At 31.5% G+C, this 21,317-nt stretch carries 17 protein-coding genes and 1 pseudogene; 8 read left to right on the top strand and 10 right to left on the bottom strand.

All coding sequences use genetic code 11. The annotated features are described in order from the left end of the window. Positions 1 to 9: 9 nt before the first annotated feature. Complete coding sequence (locus tag CCUN_RS06180; RefSeq protein ID WP_084483667.1) at positions 10 to 1,980, top strand: type IV secretory system conjugative DNA transfer family protein; 1,971 nt, start codon at positions 10 to 12, stop codon at positions 1,978 to 1,980. 97 nt (positions 1,981 to 2,077) lie between these two features. On the opposite strand, the gene CCUN_RS06175 is transcribed toward CCUN_RS06180, so the two are convergent. From CCUN_RS06175 to CCUN_RS06165, 3 genes are read right to left on the bottom strand one after another with little or no spacing between them, the layout of a single operon-like run. After that, complete coding sequence (locus CCUN_RS06175; RefSeq protein ID WP_027305413.1) at positions 2,078 to 3,100, bottom strand: LLM class flavin-dependent oxidoreductase; 1,023 nt, start codon at positions 3,098 to 3,100, stop codon at positions 2,078 to 2,080. Between the two features lie 3 nt (positions 3,101 to 3,103). Next, positions 3,104 to 4,084: an ATP-grasp domain-containing protein gene (locus tag CCUN_RS06170; RefSeq protein ID WP_027305414.1), complete on the bottom strand. Its 981-nt coding sequence runs from the start codon at positions 4,082 to 4,084 to the stop codon at positions 3,104 to 3,106. A 15-nt stretch (positions 4,085 to 4,099) separates the two neighbouring features. Next, entirely contained in the window at positions 4,100 to 5,527 is a 1,428-nt protein-coding gene (locus CCUN_RS06165; protein WP_027305415.1) for an LLM class flavin-dependent oxidoreductase, read from the bottom strand. A gap of 609 nt (positions 5,528 to 6,136) precedes the next feature. On the opposite strand from CCUN_RS06165, the gene CCUN_RS06160 reads away from it, so the two are divergent. Beyond that, entirely contained in the window at positions 6,137 to 7,294 is a 1,158-nt protein-coding gene (locus CCUN_RS06160) for a trans-sulfuration enzyme family protein (protein WP_027305416.1), read from the top strand. A gap of 1 nt (position 7,295) precedes the next feature. Next, positions 7,296 to 8,213: a PLP-dependent cysteine synthase family protein gene (locus tag CCUN_RS06155; RefSeq protein ID WP_027305417.1), complete on the top strand. Its 918-nt coding sequence runs from the start codon at positions 7,296 to 7,298 to the stop codon at positions 8,211 to 8,213. Positions 8,214 to 8,388: 175 nt separating this feature from the next. Here the strand turns inward: CCUN_RS06155 and CCUN_RS06150 are convergent, their stop codons facing one another. Both CCUN_RS06150 and rsmH read right to left on the bottom strand, forming a co-directional pair. Then, positions 8,389 to 9,294, bottom strand: coding sequence for a hypothetical protein (locus CCUN_RS06150; RefSeq protein ID WP_027305418.1), 906 nt, complete (start codon positions 9,292 to 9,294; stop codon positions 8,389 to 8,391). Between the two features lie 9 nt (positions 9,295 to 9,303). Beyond that, positions 9,304 to 10,221, bottom strand: a complete 918-nt coding sequence (gene rsmH, locus CCUN_RS06145) for a 16S rRNA (cytosine(1402)-N(4))-methyltransferase RsmH (protein WP_027305419.1) — start codon at positions 10,219 to 10,221, stop codon at positions 9,304 to 9,306. A 145-nt stretch (positions 10,222 to 10,366) separates the two neighbouring features. On the opposite strand from rsmH, the gene CCUN_RS06140 reads away from it, so the two are divergent. The 3 genes from CCUN_RS06140 to ftsZ are packed head-to-tail and all read left to right on the top strand — an operon-like array spanning position 10,367 to position 14,368. Further along, entirely contained in the window at positions 10,367 to 11,857 is a 1,491-nt protein-coding gene (locus CCUN_RS06140; protein ID WP_027305420.1) for a peptidylprolyl isomerase, read from the top strand. Next, positions 11,848 to 13,242, top strand: a complete 1,395-nt coding sequence (gene ftsA / locus CCUN_RS06135) for a cell division protein FtsA (protein WP_088245166.1) — start codon at positions 11,848 to 11,850, stop codon at positions 13,240 to 13,242. The genes CCUN_RS06140 and ftsA overlap by 10 nt, the downstream gene beginning before the upstream one ends. Before the next feature lie 13 nt (positions 13,243 to 13,255). Beyond that, the gene (ftsZ, locus tag CCUN_RS06130; RefSeq protein ID WP_027305422.1) at positions 13,256 to 14,368 is read left to right on the top strand and encodes a cell division protein FtsZ; all 1,113 of its coding nucleotides are present in this window, start codon (positions 13,256 to 13,258) and stop codon (positions 14,366 to 14,368) included. 34 nt (positions 14,369 to 14,402) lie between these two features. Here ftsZ and CCUN_RS06125 read toward each other — a convergent pair. The 3 genes and pseudogenes from CCUN_RS06125 to prfB form a co-directional block, all read right to left on the bottom strand. Continuing rightward, positions 14,403 to 14,576, bottom strand: a pseudogene (locus tag CCUN_RS06125) (YqaA family protein); the annotation flags it as partial. 319 nt (positions 14,577 to 14,895) lie between these two features. Then, complete coding sequence (locus CCUN_RS06120) at positions 14,896 to 16,155, bottom strand: DUF2920 family protein (RefSeq protein WP_085296663.1); 1,260 nt, start codon at positions 16,153 to 16,155, stop codon at positions 14,896 to 14,898. 34 nt (positions 16,156 to 16,189) lie between these two features. Beyond that, positions 16,190 to 17,284: a peptide chain release factor 2 gene (gene prfB, locus CCUN_RS06115; protein WP_027305680.1), complete on the bottom strand. Its 1,095-nt coding sequence runs from the start codon at positions 17,282 to 17,284 to the stop codon at positions 16,190 to 16,192. A 226-nt stretch (positions 17,285 to 17,510) separates the two neighbouring features. Between prfB and rimO the strand changes: the two genes are divergently transcribed. Then, entirely contained in the window at positions 17,511 to 18,827 is a 1,317-nt protein-coding gene (gene rimO / locus CCUN_RS06110; protein WP_027305681.1) for a 30S ribosomal protein S12 methylthiotransferase RimO, read from the top strand. Then, complete coding sequence (gene tilS, locus CCUN_RS06105) at positions 18,817 to 19,830, top strand: tRNA lysidine(34) synthetase TilS (RefSeq protein ID WP_027305682.1); 1,014 nt, start codon at positions 18,817 to 18,819, stop codon at positions 19,828 to 19,830. Before rimO ends, tilS begins: the two co-directional genes overlap by 11 nt. On the opposite strand, the gene CCUN_RS06100 is transcribed toward tilS, so the two are convergent. Together CCUN_RS06100 and dut are read right to left on the bottom strand one after the other, a co-directional pair. Beyond that, the gene (locus CCUN_RS06100) at positions 19,754 to 20,491 is read right to left on the bottom strand and encodes an EI24 domain-containing protein (RefSeq protein ID WP_051521706.1); all 738 of its coding nucleotides are present in this window, start codon (positions 20,489 to 20,491) and stop codon (positions 19,754 to 19,756) included. The two genes, tilS and CCUN_RS06100, sit on opposite strands and share 77 nt — an antisense overlap. Next, positions 20,491 to 21,183 carry a dUTPase gene (gene dut / locus CCUN_RS06095; protein WP_027305683.1) on the bottom strand — a complete coding sequence of 231 codons (693 nt, stop codon included), beginning with the start codon at positions 21,181 to 21,183 and terminating at the stop codon, positions 20,491 to 20,493. The genes CCUN_RS06100 and dut overlap by 1 nt, the downstream gene beginning before the upstream one ends. Positions 21,184 to 21,317: the final 134 nt, after the last annotated feature.

The raw sequence follows: 21,317 nt of genomic DNA, 5'->3' as shown, positions 1-21,317 counted from the left end.
GAAAAACAAATGCAAATCATTCATAGTGATGTCAGACATTTTAAACCCAAACAAGATAATCTATTAGAATATCTCAATAAAGAAGAACTCCCTAGAAAATTTCTTTGTTTCATCTTTTATGTCGCCATTCTTTTTTCTTTACTTGCAAGTTTTTATATAAATGAATTAAATATCAGTCTTTATTTATATATTAGTGCCATCTTAGCTTGTTTTGTCTCTCTCACCCTTTATTTGAGTGAGGAGAAAAAAGACGAAAAAGAAGCGATAATAGCAAATGAAGAAAACAAAGATTATCTTTTATGTTTAGGCACAGAGATAAAAAAATTCTATGGAAATGCAGTAAAGAGTGGAAAAGCTCCTAAGAATCAATTAAGACCCTTACTCATCAATGCAGAAACAATGAAAAGACATTTCCTTTGTATGGCTACCATAGGTGCGGGTAAATCTGTGTTGATGAAAGGACTTATAGAACAATACATTCTTTTAGGCGGTGGAATGTTTATTGTTGATGGAAAAGGCACTGATGAATTTGCGAAAGAGATTTATGGACTTATTGTAAGCTTAGGAAGAGAAGATGATTTTATATATCTTAACTTCTTAGATATGGATAACACTCATACAATCAATCCTCTTTTAAGTGGAGGGGCTTTGAGTATTTATGAGATTCTTATTGCCTTACTCATAGGTGAGGAAAATGAATGGAAAGAAAAACAAAAAGAATTTATGAAATGTATTTTAAAACTAATGGTCTATAAGAGAGATAATGAAAAAGATTTCATCTTTGATTTTTCAGCTCTTACAAATATGATGAGTTTAAGCACACTCTTAAAAGAGGCTATTGCTTATAAACATCTAGCAAGAGAGAATGTAGGCATAATGGATTTTGTAAAATATATAAGTTCTACTATTGAAGTGGATATTGAAGATTTTTTAAAGGGAGATAGCAAAGATGAAAAATGGGTTAAAGAAATGGAAAAAAAGACAAGTGGAGAGGGACAAGGAATCTATGATGTGTCTGTTTGTGTTGGAGCTTGGAGGAATGTTTTAACGAATTTAAGCTCTGATTATGGCAAAATATTTAATTCTCCTCATCCCGATATAAGTCTATGGGAAGCGACACAAAGAAATAAAATCATCTTTGTTACACTGCCGACTATGAATAGTGATACAACACCTAAAGAATTAGGACGATTACTCTTAGGACTCATCAAAGGAGTAGCCGCACAAAAGGCTAAGTTTGTAGTAGAACCTAAAATTCCTTTTGTTTGTTTTTTAGATGAATTAGGCTCTTATGTGATAGAGGGATTTGGGAGATTAGAATCTAAAAGTAGAAGTTTAGGCATTAGTATCTTTCCCTTTTTTCAAAGTCCAGCACAAATTGATGTGGTTGCAAAGAATGATTATGAAAGAAAAGAAATCATAGATGTTACAGGAGTGCATATCTTAATGAGAAATATGCACCCTGAAACAACAGAATTTTATGCAAAAATGGTAGAAAAAATCAAAGTAATGAGCAGAGATTTTGTTAAAAGAAGAGAATTTGTTAAGGGACAAGGTGCAGTTGAAGATAGTTATAAGGTAGAGGAAAAAGATGCTATAGAACATAATGAAGTGGTTAATATCAGTGAAGGAGAAATGTTTATCTTTGCTAATGGAAAACTTCACAGAGCTATAGCACAAGCTGAAAGCTCATTGCTTTCAATGGGTAAGAAAACAATTTATGAGAAAATGAGTGATGCAAAGATACCGCTCACTCAATATGTGAGTAAAAAAGAATTTTTTAGAAAGGTTAAGAATGTGGTTGAGGGTTTAAGAATATCAGCTTCCTCATATTCATATTCAAAAGCTTTATTTTTTATAATTTTATTAACATTTTCAGTAGCAAATATCTTAAAACTTTCTAATTTTTCAAGCTCAATAAGCTTTTTAAGAGTATGTCTTAAAATAAGCTTATTTTCATCTCTTTTGCTCTTTGTATGATTTGTGTTGAAAGCTTTGCTTTGAGTGAGACTTAAAAGCTCTTTATTTTTCACAAAACAGAATTTATAATCTTTATAAATTCTGTTTTTAAGTCAATTTAAGAGACCAAAGGGATTAAATCCTTTGCGATTCTTTCAAGTTCTTCTTTCATAGGAGCACATTGTATGATGAGTAAATTCAATCCCACTTTTTCATATTCGCGAATTTTTTCTGCAACTTGTTGAGGTGTGCCGATTAAATTCGGTCTTAAACCTCGATTTGAAACACTATAATCATAGCGATTAATTTCTACATCTAAATCAGAATTGCTTGTAAAATCTTTATAAGAATTCTCATAATCTGAAAAATTTTTAATACGTGTGATACGTTGCAATTCCCTTTTTGCCTCCTCTTCACTCTCTCGCACTATAATATAAGCTGCCATACCAAAGGACTCAAATGGAGGACGATTCGCCTTGATTCTACGCTCTTTCATATCTTTGATTTTTTCCCTCACTTCTTCAAGGGTTCCTCCGTGCATCAAATATTTATCCGCAAATTGTGCAATAGCATTTCTACCCGTTTCACTCTCTCCACCTGCATAAACCTTTGGAAGATTCTTTGGTTTAGGCTCATTATAAGAATCTTTAAATTCGAAATACTTGCCCTTGAAATTAAAAGGACTTTGAGTCCAAAATCCTCTTAAAACATCAGTATATTCGTGTGTGAGTGTGTATCTGTCATCATGTCCGTCAAAATTAATGCCAAATTGTCTTGCCTCTTCTTCCCACCACGCTGAAACCATATTGATACTAAAGCGTCCATTGCATATTTGTGAAATGGTTGCAATTTGCTTTGCAGTAAGGGCGACTTGATGGTATTGAGGACGCAAAGCAGCTAGAATTTCTATGCGAGATGTTACAGCTGCTAAGGCATTAGCAATCGCCCAAGCATCAAGAGCAGGAGCCTTTTCTCCTTTAATATCATTAAGATAGAGTTCTGGAACCAAAGTTAAATCATAGCCCATTTGTTCAGCACACAAAGCTAAATCTTTAATGTATTCCCAAGAACCTATTGTTGTATCATCATCAACATTTCTCAACCAACTTCCAAAAATAGGAGTCCAATATCCAAATTTCATCTCTTATCCTTTCACTTTCTTAAATTCTCTGTGTAAAAATTCTACAATCTTATCTGCTGCACGCATTTTTGCTTGAGATTCTACGACTTTATTATAATTTGTATTTGTATTGATATCATAAACCACAAATTCATTGTTGATATCTTCAATGAATTCTACACCTGCAACCTCTATTTTATGTGCTTTTAAAAAATTTTCAAGCTGGATGATTAAAGCTGTGTTTGCATGAATATCTTCTCTTAAACTGAATTTTTCTGCACCGCCAATATCGCACATAGCCCCCGCTAATTCTGGTATTTTAGACGTTTCATTCACATTACAAGCATCGGCTGGACAAAGCTCAAATGAACCCGCACGCGTATCCACTTTAACCGCATAATGAAATTTAGAGTCTATAAATTCTGCACGTGTGATATAAAATTCTTTCGAAACAATGTATTCTTGAAGCAAGGTGATGCCATCAACAGGCTCTTCAAATTCTTCTGAATCAATATAAGTTTTAAAATCTTCCAAGCTGTCAAATCTCCTCACTCCAAGTCCTTTTCCCCCTTGATTGTGTTTAGAAATAAAAGGAGTTTTAAGCTCTTTGGCTCTGCTTAATAAATCTTCTTTCCCAAAAACAGCTAAAGTTTTAGGAGTGCGAAAACCTGCTTGATTGAGTGCAAGATATTGTGCAACCTTGCTGACTTCAAATTCTAAAACATTAAGTCCATTAATGACGCGTCTGTTATGAGTTTGTAACCAAGATAATACCGCACGAGCATATTCTTTTGAATGAGTATGATTTCTTGTGTGTGAAGAGGCACTCATTCTGTTCCAAAACACACCTTGAGGTGGTGCAATATCAAGATTAATACTCCCTTTTGTAAGAATGAGTTCTTCAAAAGGTATTTCCGCCCGTTCAAAAGCCTCTTTAAAAGGTGCAATCCATTCTGGATTTTCGTGCAATATATATATCCCATCTTTTAGTCCATTATAAAGCATATCATTTCCTTTTAATTAATATTTTCTGCCTGTATTTGCATAATCATTTATACTTGAAAGCTCTCCTCCAACACGATATTTTGCTCCTCTGTGAGAATTTGGCAATCTATCGCCCTTACCAAAAAGCTTATTGCGTAGAGTTCCTTGAGCGTATTCTTCTTGATACACTCCCCTTTTTTGAAGTTCAGGAACAATGAATTCAACAATATCTTCAAAGGTTCCGGGTGTGGTCGCATAAGCGAGATTAAAACCATCAGCGTCAGCTTCATTGACAAGTTCTTCAAGTGTATCAGCAACCTCCTTAGCTCCCCCTATAATCTTTTGTCCTAAAGCTCCAATTCCTCCAACTTTGATAAGCTCTCTTAAGGTCCATTCTTTCCCATCATCAGTTTTGCTGTGAGTGTATTCTTCAACTTTTCCTAACATTGCATTTGATTTAATTTGCGTTAGGGGCTGATCAAGATTGTATTTGCTTAAATCCTCTCCAAGCCAACCCGAATTAAGCACTAAAGAACCCTCTTCATTGACATAACGCAATAAATCTTTATATTTAGCCTCTGCGAGTCTTTGCGTTTGGTCTGTAACAACACAGGCTAAGACATAAATTTTAGCACTATAAGGGTCGCGTCCAGCCTTTATAAGAGCTTCTCTCACGCGTTTGACTGCGGTTTTTGTGTATTCTTTTGTCATAGGAGAAATGAAAATGGCTTCTGCATTTTGTGCGGCAAATTGCAGACCTCTGGGGCTATTTCCTGCTTGAAAAAGCACAGGAGTTCTTTGCAAACTCGGCTCACAAACATGAATTCCGGGAACTTCGAAATATTTGCCCTTATGTCCTATGTGATGAATTTTATCCGCATTTGCAAATTTTCCACTTTGTCTGTCTAAAATCACCGCATCATCCTCCCAACTTCCTTCTAAAAGCTTATAAATCACTTCCATATATTCATCAGCAACTTCATATCTTTCATCGTGCGGAAGTTCTTTTGTGCCCATATTTTTATTTGCACTTGGAAGATAGCCCGTAACGATATTCCAACCCACGCGTCCCTTAGTTAAGTGATCTAAAGTGCTTAATCTCCTTGCAAAAGGAAAAGGATGTTCAAAAGGCACACCTGCAGTAATGCCAAAACCTAAATTTTTCGTTACAGCTGCACCAATAGCTGCAAGTTGCACAGGATCATTAACAGGAGTTTGCACAGCGTATGCAAGTGCGTTTATATCGTTGTTTTGATAAAGCTCATACACCCCTAAAACATCGGCAATAAAAATTGCATCAAAAAGTCCTTTTTCAGCAATTTTTGCAATATTTTGCCAATATTCAATATCTTTATAACGCAAAGACTCATCATTAGGATAACGCCATAAACCCGGACTTAAATGCGTGATGCAATTCATCTCAAAAGCATTAAAACGGATTTGTTTTTTAGTTTTAGTGCCCACTTAGCAACTCCTTCTTGCAATCAATAAAATGTTAATTTTTTTCATAAAATTCGCCTTTTAGCAAAATCAATATTTCTCAGTAGTTTAAATAAACTACAACCTAGAGTTTTTAAATAAATATAATCAATGGATTAAATATTAATGTAGATTTGTATTATAGTGCCAAAAGGCACATCATTGCAGAAGACATAAAAATAAAAAGAGCGAATTTAATTTGTAAAGCTTGAGTTTGCATTATAAATTCCTCCTTTTTGTGTAAAATACTTTTTAATTTTGAAAATTTAGCAAATATTTCTTAAATAAAAGTTAAAATAATAAAAAATTAAGTTTTTTAATTTAAAATGATTTAAGCTTTTTTGAAAAATCATCATTGTATATCAATGAAGCTGAATGAATTTAATTTCAATTGAAAATTGAGTTAAAAGAGTAAAATTTATCTTAAAATTCTAGACAATTAAAATTCAAAAGTTAAAAAATATCTAAAATTTTTGCACTTAATTATATTATAAAGTTATATCCATTTAATCAAATTTTAAGTATAGCTTAAGTTTTTTGTGGCTAAACTAGGATATTTTTTATCTTTATAATCCTTAAGAAAGGGAAATTTTTATGAAAAATTATAAAATGGACACATTACTCATTCACGGCGGAGCGACAACAGATCCTAGAACCAAGGCTGTTAATTTCCCTATTTATCAAACTTCAACTTATGCACAACAGGCTTTGGGTCAAAATTCAGGTTATGAGTATTCGCGCACAAAAAATCCCACAAGAGATGCTATAGAAACGCTCATAGCAGAATTAGAAAATGGTCAATTTGGCTTTGCTTTTGCTTCAGGAATGGCAGCAAGCTCTTGTGCGTTTAGTTTGTTTAAAAGTGGAGATAAAATTTTAATCTCAAGTAATGTATATGGCGGAACTTTCAGGGTTTTAGATAAGGTCTTTTCAAATTTTGAAATCACTTATGAAATCATTGATATGAGAGATGTTAAACTTTTAGAAAGTAAAATCGATTCTTGTGTGAAAGCAATATTTTTTGAAACCCCTGCAAATCCGCTGATGCAAGTGGTTTCAATCAAAGAACTTGTAAAAATCGCAAAAAAACATAAAATTTTAAGCATCATTGACAACACTTTTATGACTCCTTATTTACAAAAACCTTTGGATTTAGGGGTTGATATTGTAGTGCATTCAGCAACTAAATATTTGGGTGGGCATAGTGATTTGGTTGCTGGACTCATTGTTACAAAGGATAAAAATTTAGCAGAGAGGATAGGATTTTTACAAAATTCCATAGGTGCAGTTTTAGCCCCTTTTGATAGTTTTTTGCTGGTGCGAGGGATTAAAACTCTTGGACTTAGAATGCAAAAACATTGCGAAAATGCTTTAAAAATTGCAAATTTTTTAGAAAAGCATAAGGCAATTGATAGGGTGTATTATCCTTTTTTAAAGAGTGATGAAGGTTATGAAATTCAAAAAGCTCAAGCCAAAGCAGGTGGTGGAATGATAAGCTTTGAACTCAATAAAAAATATGATTATAAAAGATTATGTCAAAACACTCGCATCATCGTTTTAGCAGAGTCTTTAGGAGGCGTAGAATCTTTACTTTGCCACCCTGCTTCTATGACTCATGCTTCAATTCCAAAGGAGATTAGAGAAAAAATCGGTATCAAAGAAAATCTCATAAGATTATCCGTAGGCATTGAGGATGCAGATGATTTGATAGCAGATTTAACTCAAGCTATTGATTTAGCTAAAAAGTCTTAAGATGTTGATTAAAGATTTAAGTGAAATTGTTGCAAACACGCCCTTGCTTCATCTTAGAAAAATTTCTATTCCTAATCAAAATAAAATTTTAGGAAAATGTGAATTCTTAAATCCTGCCGGTGGCGTTAAAGACCGCATAGGGCTTTATATGGTTAAACAGGCTAAAAAAAAGGGTGTTTTAAAAAAAGGAAGTGTGATTATAGAACCAACAGCTGGGAATACAGGGCTTGGCATTGCTTTAGGGGCTTTAAAATATAATTATCCTTGCATTATGGTTGTGCCGAGTAAATTTTCATCTCAAAAGCAAATTCTTATGAAGGCTTTAGGAGCAAAGATTATTAATACTCCTGCTCAAGAAGGTATGCAAGGAGCAATCAACAAAACCAAAGAACTTTTAGCTGAAATTAAACATAGCGTCAGTTTATCTCAATTTGACAATCCAGATAATCCAAAGGCACATTATTCAACGACAGCAAAAGAGCTTTATAAAGATTGCAAGGGTGCGATTGATTATTTTGTATGTGGGGCTGGAAGTGGTGGGACTTTTAGCGGAATTGCTCAATATCTTAAAGAAAAAAATCCTAAGATTAAAGCCATACTTTGCGACCCTTTAGATTCAATTATCGGTGGAAATAGTCAAAACATTTGTTCAAAAATTGAGGGCATAGGCAATGATTTTATCCCTAAAAATATGGATATAAATTTAATTGATGAAGTGATTAAAATCAGCGATGAAGAAGCCTTAGAGGGTGTAAGAATTTTGGCTTCAAAACAAGGAATTCTAGCAGGAATTTCATCAGGAGCTCATTTAATGGCGAGTTTAAAATTAGCACAAAGGGTAAAAAATAAAACCATAATCACGATTTTTGCTGATAAATTAGAAAGATATTTAGATAGGGAATTGTTGAAGAATTTATAATAAAAAATGTTTTAAAATTTTGTTTTATTATAGCGTTTAAATTTGTAAATAAAATATTTTATTATGATTGAATTTAAAAATTTAAATGATTTTAAAAAAGAGGATTTTAATCCAAATTTTGCTTAATATTTATCAAGGTTTTATTTACATATCTTGTATTTTTCAAATTTAATTTTTATTCTAAATAATCTAAAATTTGATTTTGAAAACGCATATTTTCAAGCTTTCTTTTAAGCTCCTTACTCTCTTCATTTAAAACACTTTCTTCAGCTCTAAGTGAGGCAATTTCACGACTTAAATAATAAATTTGATTCCTTATATAAATTTGAGGAGCAAACAAAAATAAAGCAAAACTTACAAATAAAATCGCAAAAAGCAAGTGATTAGAGTTGAGATTTCTATCCTCTTTTGTTGCTGCACTAAAACCTTCTAGCAAGACATTTTTTGTTTTTTCATTGTCTTCATTGATGTTTTTTATATGTTCATCTTTTTTTTCAATGTTAAGATTTGTAATATTTTTTTTGGTTTTAATGTCAGTTTTTAATTCTGAATCTTTTTTTAAATTTTGAGTTTTAATCTCATTTTTTTCTATAATTTTTTCTTTTAAATCGTTTTTTTGCGTTGTATTTTTTTTATCAAAGATGTTTGATTTTTTTTCTATTTCTTCTTTTGGAATTTCCTTTAAATGGGGTTTTTCAAGTATTTTTTTATCATTTTTCTTTTTAAGAGAAAAATTAAAAATTTTTTTTGTCTTTTTGTCTATTTTTTCATTTTTCTTTTTTTCTTTTTTTTTGCTTAAATGGGATAAAATTTTAAGGGCTAGACTTTGTTTTTCTTCTAATTTAACATTGATTAAATCTTCTTTAAGATAAATATTAGAAGTTTTAGAATCCTTTGTTTCTTCAAAAGATTCTAAAGACAATCTTTTTTTGTTTTTAAACCTTCTTCTTAAAATATCATCACTAGAAAATTCATCTTTAAATTCTTCATCTAAAGGCTTTCCTTGATTGATAGCCCTTGAATATTTAAGCATTTTTTCTCTTATGTTTTGTCTTTCTTTTAAAAAATCATCTTCTAGCACATTTTACCCTTAATTTTGAAAATGAAAAACACGCATCTTAGCACAACTTGAACGAGAATTATTCCTTTTTTCATCCTCACTTGGCACAATGGGTTTTTTACTTAAAATTCTACCTAAATTATGATTTGCCCCGCATTCACATTTTAAAGCTAAATCATCACAAATACAAGCCTTGCTCCATTTTTTAAAAAAATTTTTGACCATTCTATCTTCTAAAGAATGAAAGCAAATGATTGCCAAAATACAATCTTTAAGTCTTAAATTTTCTAAACGCATTAAAAAACGATTGAGTGCGTCAAGCTCTTGATTGACTTCGATTCTTAAGGCTTGAAAAAGTAGGGTTGCTTTCAAAATTTTTCTGTTATCAAATCTCATTTTACCGATAATTTCAAAAAGCTCTTTAGCACTTTTAATCTCTTTTTTAGCCCTTTGTTCGCAAATTTTATGAGCCAGAAATTCAGAGTCTTTTAATTCTCCATATTCTTTAAAAATAAAAGCAAGTTTTTCTTTAGGATAAAAATTCACAATTTCATAGGCACTTAGAGGAGAATCTTGATTCATTCTCATATCTAAAAAATCAGAATTTAAAGCAAAACCTCTTTCATTTTTGTCAAGTTGCAAAGACGAAACCCCAATATCTGCTAAAATACCTCTTAAATTATTTGTGTGAATTTTATCTAAAATTTCGCTGAAATTACAATGATACAATTGTATTCTTTCTTTGAAATTTTCTAAAGATTTTTTAGAAAATTCAAGGGCGTTTATGTCTTGATCGCAACCTATAAGGTGAAGTTTTGAGTGTGTTTTAAGCAAATTTTTACTATGTCCTGCATAGCCTAAGGTGCAATCTAAAAAATCACCTTCGTCGCAATTTTTAAAAATTTCTTTCACTTCTTCTAATAATACAGGTGTGTGAGGAATTTGCAAATTTTTATCCTAAATTTTTTATTTTTTAAAGTATAATTATATCAAAAATCTGTTATAAAAAATTAAAAAAAATTCAATAATTAAACTCTACTTAAACACTCATTTGCTAAAATATGTGCTTATATTTAATCGAGGAATATCATTTATGCTTACTTGGATGCAGCATCATAAAAAATATCTTGTTATTACGATATGGATTAGTGTCATTGCCTTTGTTGGAGCTGGTTTTGCAGGTTGGGGTGCTTATGATTTTAATCTTAACCGCAGCTCATCGGTTGCAGTTGTAGGCGATGAAAAAATCACTTTTAGTGAATTTAATATGAGATACAATCAAATTTTTGGCTATTATAATCAAATCAGCAACGGAGCCTTAGAAAAAGATGAAAAATTAAAAGAAAATGTAGAAAATATGGCTTTGAGCTCTTTGATTGAAGATAAACTCTTGCTTAATTTTGCTAAAAATTTAGGTTTAACTTCAAGCGAAAATGAAATTTTACAAGAACTCGCTCATACTCCTGCATTTCAAAATCAAAACGGGGATTTTGACAAAAGCATTTATTATGAGCTTTTAAGACTCAATCATATCAGCACAAAAGACTACGAGCAAGGTCTTTCAAATGAAGTTATTATCAATAAACTTAATCAAATTTTTAACCTACCTCAAAAAGAAGAGGAATTTAAAATGCTTGCATCAAGCTATTTTATGAGAGATTCTTTAAGCATAGAAGAAATTGATTTCAATCAAAAAGATATTAAAATTGACGAAGGGGAGCTTAAAAAAGTTTGGGAGGAGCATAAAGAGGATTTTAAAACTCAAAGAATTTATGAAATTTCAAGTTATTTTTTAAAACCTGATGAGCAAAATTACGATGATAAAGAACTTCAAGCTTTTTATAATGAGGATAATTCTAAGTATAAGGATTTTAATGGTAAAATTTTAAGCTTTGAAGAAGCAAAAGATGATGTAATCAAGGCTTATGCTTTAAATAAACTTAGAAATGTTGCCAATGAAAAATTTTTAGAACTCAAAGATGGTAAAATAGCCTTTCAAAAAGATTTAAATATCACAGATAATGATGTGTATTATCCGCTTGAACTTTTAGCAAAAGCTAAAAATGGCGATATTTTAAGACCTTTTGAATTTGCAAAAGGTTATAATATCATTAAGCTTAAGCAGGTTAATCCTGCACGTATTAAGAATTTTGAAGAGGCAAAAGAAGAGGTTTTGCCGATTTATTTGAGTGAAAAAGCACGGGAAATTCTTAAACAAAAAGCCCAAAATTCTTTAGAAACTTTTAAGGGGACAAATATAGGATTTTTTAGTCGAGATTCTCAAAGAGATTCACAAAAAATTGATGAAAAAATTCTCAATGATTCTCAATTCAGTTATTTTTTAATGAATGTTTTCAATTCTGATGAAAACAAATCTTATGTGCTTTTAAATGATGATAAAGCTATACTTTATAAGATTAATGCACAAAAATTAATGCCAAATCCAGAAAAAATTCAGCAGTATAAAACTATGCTCGAACAAAATTTAAAGAATTTAAAAGCCAATGAAATCAAACAAGAACTTGTTGAAAAACTTAAAAAAGAATATCCAATTAAAATTTATTATAAAGGGAAATCATCTTGAATATACTAGGAATTGACTTAGGTTCAACGCAAACTTGTGCAATAATTGCACAAAAAGATGAAGAGGGTTTGAAGATTATCGGCTTTGCGAAAGCCAAAACTAATGGGGTGAAAAAGGGTGCCATTACCAATATAGAACTTGCTTCAAAATCCATTGAAGAAGCTGTTAGAAGTGCTGAAATGATGTCCGGGGTGCATTATGATAAGGTCGTTGTTTCAATTTCTGGTGCTTATACCAAAAGTGTCGATAGTGTAGGCGTTGTGAATATTCCTAATCATGAAATAGGCATTAAAGAAATTCATCGTGCTGTAAGTACTGCTAAGCATACAGCGAATTTACCAAGTGGTTATGAAATTATCCATGTTTTACCTTATAATTTTAAGGTCAATGATTTAGAACATGTTGATGATCCCTTAGGAATGAGTGGCAATCGTTTAGAGGTTTCAACTCATATTGTCATTTCTCAAGAATCTCATATTAAGAATCTTAAGAAAGCTGTTGAGCTTGCAGATTTAAGGGTGGATAATATTGTTTTATCGGGTTATGCTTCTGCCATAGCGTGTTTAGATGATAGTGAAAAGGAGCTTGGAGCCGTATTGATTGATATGGGAGGAGCTATTTGCGATATGGTTGTGCATATGGGAAATTCCATTCGCTATAATGATTGTTTGCAAATTGGTTCTATTAATATCACTCAAGATTTGTCTATGGCTTTACACACTCCTCTTAAGGAAGCAGAGAAAATCAAGCTTAATTATGCTGCACTAAGCCAACAGCCTAATTCTTTGATTCAAATTCCTTCTATGGGTGATGAAAGAAAAGTCAATGAAGTTTCTTTAGATATTATTTCAAATGTGATTTATGCAAGAGCTGAAGAAACTTTAATGATTTTAGCGAAAATTCTAAGTGAAAATCGTTATGCAAATACCATAGGTGCAGGAGTGGTTTTAACGGGTGGTATGACAAAATTAGCCGGAATTGATGAATTAGCACCTTCGATTTTTGATAACAAATCCATTCGTTTAGCAACAGCTAGAAAGGATTTGATTATGGGTTTTAGTGAAATTTTTAATGATCCTGAAAATACATGTGCAATTGGGCTTTGTCTTTATGGGGCGGGGTATTTTACCCCTTATGAGCTTGACTCTAATGAAAAGTTAAGATATAAAGGTGAGATTGAAAATTTCAATCATCAAATCAAATCAAATTCCATTTCACAAAAAGAACAACAAGAAAATGAAATAAAAACTGATTTTTTTAACCAAGATTTGCAAGAAAATGATACAATTGCATTGCAACAAGAGCAATTGGATTTTAAAGAGTCCAAACAGAAAAAAACAAGTATGTTTTCTAAGGTTTGGAACAAAATTATGAATCAATTCTAACAAGGAGAATTTTATGAGTGAATTTTTAGTCGAGGAAGTTCAACACAGCAAGGGTGCAAAAATAAAGGTAATAGGCTGCGGCGGCGGCGGCGGTAATATGATTAATCATATGATAAAAATGGGACTTAATGATTTGGATTTGATTGCAGCAAATACTGATGCACAAGCTATTGCAAATTCTTTAGCTAAAACTAAAATTCAACTTGGAGAAAAGAAAACAAAGGGTTTGGGTGCTGGAATGCAACCTGAAGTAGGGGCTGAAAGTGCTAGAGAAAGTTTTGAGGAAATAAAAGCTGCTTTGAGTCAAAGTGATATAGTTTTTATCGCTTCTGGTTTTGGTGGAGGCACTGGAACCGGTGCAACTCCTATCATCGCTCAAGCCGCAAAAGAGATTGGAGCTTTAACCGTTTCAGTGGTAACCATGCCTTTTAATTTTGAGGGAAAACAAAGAAGAAAACTTGCTGAAAATGGACTTGCTGAACTTAAAAAAGAAAGTGATTCTATACTGGTTATTCAAAATGAAAAGCTCTTAAGCATTATCGATAAAAAAGCTGGGATTAAAGATGCTTTCAAGCTTGTTGATGATATTTTAGCCCGTGCCGTAAGGGGAATGGTGTCTATATTGATGGATAATGGCGATATAAATGTCGATTTTGCTGATGTTAGAACGATTATGAGTCATAGAGGACTTGCTTTGATGGGAACGGGAAGTTCTTCAGGAGAAAATGCCTTAGAAGAAGCTTTATCTAATGCTTTAGAATCTCCTTTACTTGATGGTATGGATATTAGGGGGGCTAAAGGTGTGATTTTACACTTTAAAACAAGTTCAGAGTGTTCTTTCTTTGAAATTTCTGCTGCTGCAAATAGTGTGCAAGAAATTGTTGATGAAAATGCTAAGATTATCTGGGGAACAACTATTGATGATAGCATGGAAGATAGGGTTGAAGTAACGATTATTGCGACAGGATTTGAAGATAAATCTAATGAAAACGAGCCTAAAAACAATGCAGAAACACAGAATAAGAAAAATCCTTACATCAATCTTAAAAAAATCAGTGGGGGTTATGATGAAGAGATGATGGCACAGATTGAAACGCCTACTTTCTTGCGTCGCCAAATGGACTGAATATATAAAAACTTGATTGAATTATAATGCGAAAATAAGTGCTTAAACTTCCTAAAGTATTTGCAAAAGTTGCGATAAAAAGCACGATGTAAGGGTTAAAATCAAGTTTTATAAAAGCTAAAACAAAAGCCTCACTTGCAAGAGGCACAAGAGTGCTTGAGAGAAAACTTATCATAAAAAGAGAACCATAACTAAAATGTTCAAGCATTAAATTCCTAAAAGTATAAAAATATCAAAATATATCTCAATTAAGTTAATTTTTTAGCTTATTCGTAAAAAATTGATTTTATAACAAGACTTAAAAGTCTCAAACATATTTGAGAAAATAAAACATAAAAACAAGGCATAAAATTTTTTTAATTTTATTTATAATTTTCATATTATTTTAAGAGATAAAAAATAAAGCATTAAATTTTAAAACAAAAATGACTTAAAATAACAAATCAACTCATTATAATTTTAAGAGTTTTTATAAAGCATAATCGGGTTAAATTATAATTTATCTCAATGTATAATTAAATATAAATTTATTTCTTTAACTCCTCGCATTCTAAAACTATCTTAGCTTCTTTTTGACTAAAATGATAGATTGTATCTTCACAAGGATAGCTAATGCTTGTATTGTCCCATTGTTGTTTAGGATTTTGTTTTAAATTTTCAAGCATTAAGGGCAATTCTTTTAAAATCAAAGTCTTTAGACTCATTCCCATTCCATGACTTAAATTTTTTATAAATTTCCCATCAATTTCATCAGCAGAACAAATCATTCTTAATCTTGCATTGAAATTTAAATCTTTTAAGATTTTATAGAGTTCAGCTTTTTCTTGTGGTGGTGCTATGATTGTATCATATAAAGAATGATAGCTGACATAATAGGGCTTAGGATATTTGCTTTGAATTTTAAGATGATGAGGTTCTAAAATATTTCTGATTTGCCTTCTTGTAGGAGAAAAGAAATTCTTAGAATGTTGATTGCTCGTCCAAAGGGTTTTGCTAAAGGGATAAATATAGGTGTTTTTACCTATAATAGGATTTACTTCTCTATATTTTATACTTATAAAATCAATCTCCTTTCCAAAACCAATATAATGCCAAGAGAATTTTGCATAAGAAGAATTATCAATCACAGCATCAACGAGATAGGGTGCAATCTTAGCAGTTAAATGAGCTAAATATCCTCCGTGTGAGCTTCCTAGCATAATCACACGCAAATCCCCCCCCCTCCTTAGACTAAAAGGCGGATTAGCTTTGATATAAAGCAAAGCATTGATTAAATCCTGTGCTTGCATAATGCCAAAATTTTGGTATTCGTTTTTGGTGGGAATGAAGGAGATAGGAAATTTAAGAATATAATTTTGAGCAATTTTTCCTGCATCTTTTTGAGCCTGTATGAGTTCATCAAAAGCCATAAATTCTTTATGCATCGTTTCAATATCCATTGTTTTTGAGGGTATTTTATGATTGAGTTTAAAGACTTTTAAATGTTCATTGATGATAAGTGTGTCAATCTCATCAAAATAAGCTTTTGCTCCTGTTTGAGGGCGATTGCCTATACAATGATAATTCACACTCACCACAGCCACATTGAAATTTTCAGCCACAAAAGAAGCTAAATGCTCTCTATAATTTGAATCTGCATCCCCTCCGCATCCGGGTATGATAAAAAACAAAGTTTGTATAACTTTTTCATCATCAAAACAAAGTCTGAATTCAAGTTTGGATTCTCTTTTGAGTTCAAGTTCAACATCATCACAAGAATCAATCTCATAAGTTTGATTGACAATCATAACACATTCCTACAGATAAAATTTAAGAAACAAATCAATTCTTAAGAGCAATCAAAACCCCTTCAATGAGTTTTTTAATGTCTCCATCAAGTATATTTTCGACTTGAGAAAAAGACTCATTTGAGCGATTATCTTTAACTTGTTGATAGGGAAAAAGCACATAGGAGCGGATTTGATGCCCCCAAGCAATTTCACTTTTTTCATTTTGGTTGGCTTTATCTTGTTGTTTTGAAAGCTCAAGCTCATAAAGACGCGATTTTAGCATTTTAAAAGCTGTGGCTTTGTTTTTATGCTGACTTCTATCATTTTGACATTGCACGACAATTCCACTGGGCATATGAGTGATACGCACAGCCGATTCGGTTTTGTTGATATGCTGTCCCCCCGCACCACTTGCTCTATAATAATCAATCCTTATATCTTTTTCTTCAATCTCTATTTCTATATCTTCATCAAGCTCCGGACTCACCATCACGCTAGAAAAGCTTGTATGCCTACGTCCAGCACTATCAAAAGGACTGGTTCTTACAAGACGATGAATTCCATTTTCAGCCTTAAAATAGCCGTAAGCATTTTCCCCCTTAACCAAAAAACTCACATCTTTAAGTCCCGCCTCGTCTCCTTCTTGAAAATCTAAGGTTTCAACCTTAAAACCCTCCCTTTCGCAAAATCTCAAATACATTCTATAAAGCATACTAGCCCAATCATTGCTCTCTGTTCCACCAGCTCCCGGATGGATTGAAACAATAGCATTTTTATTGTCATTTTCTCCGCTTAAAAGCATTGAAATTTCGAGTTTTGTGATAGTATCTTCAAGCTTTGGAACATCATTAAATAAAGCTTCTAAGGTTTCATTGTCATTTTCTGCATTGGCTAAATCAAAGAGTTCTTCAGTATCTTTAAGGGAATTAAAAGCCTCTTCATAATTTTTAAGCAAGAGGGTGAGTTGATTCTTTTCTTTGCCTATGAGTCCGGCTTTTTTAATATCTTGCCAAAAATCAGGAGAATTTTCAAGCTTTAAGAGTTCATCAAGTCTTGTTTTTAAATTTTCAGGCTTGATGATTGAAGCAATATTGTTTATTTTATTTTTAAGATTTTTTAAAAGTTCGCTCAATTCGTAATTATCCATAAAATCTTCTCGTAGAATAAAATTAATTAATATTTTAGCCCAAACAAACTTTAGCAGTGATTAAAACTTGTATTGATTAAAAAAACAATGCCATTTTTCTTAAATTTTAAGGAATTTTTATACAATTATTTCTCAATTTTACACTTGATTTGTATGATGAATTTTTTATGCGTCAAAGAAAATTTAAATTTTTAGGTATAATGCGAAAAAAATTAAGGCAGAACTTATGCAAAAACTTTATATTTTATCTTTAGGTTGTAATAAAAATTTGGTTGATAGTGAGATTATGTTAGGAAGATTGAGCAAATACAAGCTCACCGATGAGCCTAGTGAAGCCCATGTGCTTATCGTTAATACTTGCGGTTTTATAGAAAGTGCAAAAAAAGAAAGCATTCATGCTATTTTAAGTTTGCATCAAAAACGTAAGAAGGATTCACTCTTAGTCGTAACCGGCTGTTTGATGCAAAGATATAGAGATAAATTGATGAAAGAATTGCCTGAAGTGGATCTTTTTACGGGAGTGGGGGATTATGAAAAAATCGATGAGCTTATTCTTAAAAGACAAAATTTATTTTCACCTGAGGTTTATTTGCAAAGTGAAGAAACTCAACGTTTAATCACGGGTTCAAATTTTCATACTTTCATCAAAATTTCTGAAGGTTGCAATCAAAAATGTTCATTTTGTGCAATACCAAGTTTTAAAGGCAGGTTAAAATCTAGAGAAATTTCAAGTGTGGTTAAGGAGGTTAAAGAACTTGTTTTGCGAGGTTATAAGGATTTTTCTTTCATTGCACAAGATAGCAGTTCTTATCTTTTGGATAAAGGCGTTAAAAATGGCTTGATTGCGTTGATTGATGAACTTGAAAAAATCAAAGGTATAAGAGCAGCACGAATTTTATATCTTTATCCTACAAGTTTGAGTGAGGCTTTGATACAAAGGATTATTGATTCTAAAATTTTTGTCAATTATTTTGATATGCCTCTGCAACATATTAGTGATAAAATGCTCAAACTTATGAAACGAGGGAGCACAAAATCAAGACTTAAAAAGCTTTTAAATTTAATGAAAGCCGCACCGGATAGTTTTTTAAGAACGGGTTTTATCGTAGGACATCCCTTTGAAGATGAGGAGGATTTTAAAGAACTTTGTGAATTTGTTAAAGAATTTCATTTTGATAGAATCAGTGTTTTTGCATATTCTAAAGAAGAGCAAACTCCTGCTTTTAATATGCAACAAATTAGTCCTAAAATCATACAATCAAGGCTTAAAATTTTAGAAAAAATTGTCGATGAAAGCACAGAAAAAAGTTTTAAGAGAGAACTTGGTCAAATTCGCAAGGTTTTTTGCACAGGTAAAAGCAGCGAGGGCGAATTTTTTATTGCTGGAAAAGATTTAAGATGGGATAGAGATATTGATGGAGAGATTCTCATCAATGAAAGTTTATGCGGAACTTTGGAAATGGGAGAGCTTTATGAGTGTGAAATTTTGCAAAGTTTGGATAAAAAACTTCTTGCAAGAGCCTTAAGAAAAATTGATGATTAAAAATGAAATTTTAGAAGCACTTAGGGGGCAAAAAAATCTCCTTGCTTTTTCTTATGGAAGTGATTCTACAGCTCTTTTTTATATTTTGATGGATTTTAATATTGAATTTGACTTGGTTTTTATCAATTATAAAACAAGGATTCATAGCGACACAGAAGAGCTTGAAGCGAGGCATTTGGCTCAAAAATTTCATAAAAAAATTTTCATTCAAAATGCACCTTATTTTAAAAATAATTTTGAAAAACAAGCCAGAGATTTTAGATATGCTTTTTTTGAGAAACTTTGTTGCGAGGAGCAATATCAAAATTTAATCTTAGCTCACCAGCTTAATGACCTTTTTGAGTGGTTTTTGATGCAGTTTTCAAAGGGGGCGGGTTTGGCTGAACTCATAGGAATGAAAGACAGAGAAAAATGTGAATTTTTCACTCTTGTGCGTCCCTTGCTTTTTGTCAGTAAAGATGAAATTTTAGCATTTTTAAAACAAAGAAAAATAAAATATTTTAACGATGAGAGCAATGAGAATGAAAAATATTTTAGAAATTTTATAAGAAAACATTTTGCAAAAGATTTTATCACGCAATTTTCTAAAGGGGTTAAAAAAAGTTTTGAGTATCTTGGTAAGGATTTGCAAGATTTTTTAGGCGATGAAAAAGAAAGCGAAATTTTAGAATTTAAAGGAATTTTAATTTGCAAAAAACATGAAAGTCTTATTTCTAAGGCTGTAAAAAAAAGAGGCGTTGTCATGAGTTGGGCACAAAGAAAAGAGGCTTTAAAGGGTGATTGTGTCGTGAGTTCAAAAGTGGGTATTGTTTATTTTAAACAGGGTTTGAATGATGAGAGGGCTTTGATTTTTAATTATGAATTATGTGAGAAATTGCCTAAGAGCTTTAAGGAAAAATGCCGTCAGGCTAAAATTCCAAGATTGCTTAGGGCTTATTTGTATCATCATCATTTAGAACCTTGTGATTTAAATTCAAAACTTTTTGATAAAAAAGATGCGTGAGAAAAATCACAAAAAACACTTGCAATAAAATCCCTAAAAATGGCACTGACGAGATGATATAAAAGCAAAGAGTGCTGAATTTAAATTCAAGTGCAGAGGATTGTGAGCAAAATTTTTTAAATTCGTCTTGATTGAGGATTGAGCTTGATACATCTAAAATCAAAAAATTATGAAAGAGATAATAAATCACAACATAATAAACAAAAAGATTGATAAAAGGCAAAAAAAGCAAAAGGGTTGCAAGGATAAAAAGCCCTATGAATTTGATTAAAATCCAAAGCATATGAAGAAAGACTTTTAAGATTGAAACCTTGTTTTTAAGCTCGTGATGATAATATTTTGCATTGATTTGTGAAGCGATATAGGGTGTAAGAAAAGAGGTGATAAGGATTGCTAAAAAAACCGAAGCAAATATAAACACAAAAGAAGTGAGCAAAAAACTTAAAACTCCTATTAAAAAATGGATAAAAGCAAAAGAATAAAACCAAGCTAAAATTTCATTTCCTTCACCAAAGAGAGTGTTGAAGTATTCAAGCAAAAGCGAAAAGCCAAAAAAGGCAAAGATTCCTAAAAAAATAAAACTCACAATAAAAGGCACAAGAGTATATTTTAAAAATTTTAAGGTAAAAAAATCCCTAAGAGAGAGTTGTAAAATTTCAATCATAAAACCTTCTCATAATATTTTTTTAAACTCTGATAAATCGCATCATAGCTGAACTCATTTTTTAAAATTTCATTTAAGACTTCATTGTCCTCTTTACCATTCCATTTTTTTTTGTAGAGACCTTCTTTATAGCCATGATCTTGTCTGAAGGCATTGAGGACATTTTTACCGATATAAATTTTATAGAGACTTTCTAAATTTAAGCCACATTTTATGGATAGAGTGAAATAAGCAGATAAAAGCTCACACAAATCAAGACCAAAACCACTGCATTTATGGATAATCAATTCAATATCGTTTAAAATGCCATAAATATCATTTTCATTCGGTGTGCTTTCCTCTTTGCAAAAATCTTTAAAAACATTGATTGAGCTAAGTTCCATAGCTATAAAATTAAAATCTCTGTGATGTTTATTATGATAAGTTTCAAGCACAAGACTTAAAATAAAATGCCAAATATCAACAATCTCAATGCGGACATTTTCCCAATTTGTAGGAGTGTGAATGTTTTTCCAATGCTTCCAAGTAAAAGAATCCATAAGTTCAGCACATTCCATATAAATGCAACGTCTAAAGCTTATGAGCTTACCTTCTTTTGTATAGCCATTTTCCCAACCTAAGCCGTTTGTTTCATCGTTGAGTTTTTGTTGTAGTTTGAGCATATTTTCTAAAATTTCATTTTCTTGCACGATAAATCCTTTTAACTCATTATAGCTAAATAAATTAAAAATAATTAAATGGGATATTTTTAATTTATTTTAGAATTTAGTAAAATCTTACATAAATATTTCATCTTTATTTTGTTAATGAGAAGCATAACAAT

The sequence above is a fragment of the Campylobacter cuniculorum DSM 23162 = LMG 24588 genome (genome assembly GCF_002104335.1).
Taxonomy (GTDB): Bacteria; Campylobacterota; Campylobacteria; order Campylobacterales; family Campylobacteraceae; genus Campylobacter_D; species Campylobacter_D cuniculorum.
The sequence above is the reverse complement of the archived record's forward strand: the minus strand, read 5'-3'. Positions and strand labels throughout refer to the sequence as shown.

What these genes read in the sequence shown, in the direction of transcription:
- CCUN_RS06140 (WP_027305420.1), top strand. Translation starts at nt 10,367, where the DNA reads ATGCTTACTTGGATGCAGCATCATAAAAAATATCTTGTTATTACGATA.
- CCUN_RS06120 (WP_085296663.1), bottom strand. Translation starts at nt 16,155, where the DNA reads ATGATTGTCAATCAAACTTATGAGATTGATTCTTGTGATGATGTTGAA.
- ftsZ (WP_027305422.1), top strand. Translation starts at nt 13,256, where the DNA reads ATGAGTGAATTTTTAGTCGAGGAAGTTCAACACAGCAAGGGTGCAAAA.
- CCUN_RS06160 (WP_027305416.1), top strand. Translation starts at nt 6,137, where the DNA reads ATGAAAAATTATAAAATGGACACATTACTCATTCACGGCGGAGCGACA.
- rimO (WP_027305681.1), top strand. Translation starts at nt 17,511, where the DNA reads ATGCAAAAACTTTATATTTTATCTTTAGGTTGTAATAAAAATTTGGTT.
- CCUN_RS06170 (WP_027305414.1), bottom strand. Translation starts at nt 4,084, where the DNA reads ATGCTTTATAATGGACTAAAAGATGGGATATATATATTGCACGAAAAT.
- prfB (WP_027305680.1), bottom strand. Translation starts at nt 17,284, where the DNA reads ATGGATAATTACGAATTGAGCGAACTTTTAAAAAATCTTAAAAATAAA.
- CCUN_RS06155 (WP_027305417.1), top strand. Translation starts at nt 7,296, where the DNA reads ATGTTGATTAAAGATTTAAGTGAAATTGTTGCAAACACGCCCTTGCTT.
- CCUN_RS06180 (WP_084483667.1), top strand. Translation starts at nt 10, where the DNA reads ATGCAAATCATTCATAGTGATGTCAGACATTTTAAACCCAAACAAGAT.
- CCUN_RS06175 (WP_027305413.1), bottom strand. Translation starts at nt 3,100, where the DNA reads ATGAAATTTGGATATTGGACTCCTATTTTTGGAAGTTGGTTGAGAAAT.